This window comes from Exiguobacterium sp. MMG028 (genome assembly GCF_027947425.1).
GTDB classification, from domain to species: Bacteria; Bacillota; Bacilli; order Exiguobacteriales; family Exiguobacteriaceae; genus Exiguobacterium; species Exiguobacterium aestuarii_A.
On the sequence record NZ_JAQJIN010000015.1, the window covers coordinates 1 to 988 of the forward strand.

Consider the following 988-nt stretch of genomic DNA (forward strand, 5'->3'; position numbering starts at 1 on the left):
ACCAAAAATTAAATGGTCGGGAAGACAGGATTCGAACCTGCGACCCCTTGGTCCCAAACCAAGTGCTCTACCAAGCTGAGCTACTTCCCGTAATAATGGTGCACCCTGAGAGATTCGAACTCCCGGCCTTTAGATTCGTAGTCTAACGCTCTATCCAGCTGAGCTAAGGGTGCATATGGTGCGGTCGAGAGGACTTGAACCTCCACGGTGTTAACCACCACTAGGCCCTCAACCTAGCGCGTCTACCGATTCCGCCACGACCGCGTATTAAGATGGAGCGGAAGACGGGATTCGAACCCGCGACCCCGACCTTGGCAAGGTCGTATTCTACCACTGAACTACTTCCGCATAAGTATTTTAGAGATGCGGGTGAAGGGACTCGAACCCCCACGTCAAAGACACTAGATCCTAAGTCTAGCGCGTCTACCAATTCCGCCACACCCGCATGTGAAATTACGTATTTAGTAATAAAAATTAATGAGAAATGGTGAGCCATGCAGGGCTCGAACCTGCGACCCTCTGATTAAAAGTCAGATGCTCTACCAACTGAGCTAATGGCTCATTAAATTTTAATGGGGCGGCTGAAGGGAATTGAACCCTCGAATGCCGGAATCACAATCCGGTGCGTTAACCACTTCGCCACAACCGCCATGAAAAAATGGTGCCGGCGAAAGGATTCGAACCCTCGACCCTCTGATTACAAGTCAGATGCTCTACCAACTGAGCTACACCGGCGCGTTATATGGTGGCTTTGGACGGAATCGAACCGCCGACACAAGGATTTTCAGTCCTTTGCTCTACCAACTGAGCTACAAAGCCATAAATATTAAATTAAAAATGGCGGTCCCGACGGGATTCGAACCCGCGATCTTCTGCGTGACAGGCAGACATGTTAACCCCTACACCACGGGACCGTTTTAAGTCATATCGACTTTACCTATTTTAAAGGTCATTTTATGTAAAGTCAATAACTTTTTTAAAAAAATAA

10 tRNA genes are annotated in these 988 nt (G+C 48.2%); all 10 read right to left on the reverse strand.

Going from position 1 to position 988, the window contains the following annotated elements:
- Positions 1-13: 13 nt before the first annotated feature.
- The 10 genes from PJK55_RS15080 to PJK55_RS15125 all read right to left on the reverse strand — a co-directional run bounded on the left by PJK55_RS15080 (position 14) and on the right by PJK55_RS15125 (position 914).
- Positions 14-90, reverse strand: a tRNA-Pro gene (locus PJK55_RS15080).
- Positions 91-96: 6 nt separating this feature from the next.
- Positions 97-173 (reverse strand) — tRNA-Arg (locus tag PJK55_RS15085).
- 3 nt (positions 174-176) lie between these two features.
- Positions 177-264: transfer RNA gene (locus tag PJK55_RS15090), tRNA-Leu, on the reverse strand.
- A gap of 9 nt (positions 265-273) precedes the next feature.
- Positions 274-348 (reverse strand) — tRNA-Gly (locus PJK55_RS15095).
- A 16-nt stretch (positions 349-364) separates the two neighbouring features.
- A tRNA-Leu gene (locus PJK55_RS15100) sits at positions 365-445 on the reverse strand.
- Positions 446-485: 40 nt separating this feature from the next.
- Positions 486-561 (reverse strand) — tRNA-Lys (locus tag PJK55_RS15105).
- A gap of 12 nt (positions 562-573) precedes the next feature.
- Positions 574-649: transfer RNA gene (locus PJK55_RS15110), tRNA-His, on the reverse strand.
- A 10-nt stretch (positions 650-659) separates the two neighbouring features.
- Positions 660-735, reverse strand: a tRNA-Thr gene (locus PJK55_RS15115).
- An 8-nt stretch (positions 736-743) separates the two neighbouring features.
- Positions 744-819 (reverse strand) — tRNA-Phe (locus PJK55_RS15120).
- 19 nt (positions 820-838) lie between these two features.
- Positions 839-914, reverse strand: a tRNA-Asp gene (locus PJK55_RS15125).
- Positions 915-988 lie beyond the last annotated feature (74 nt).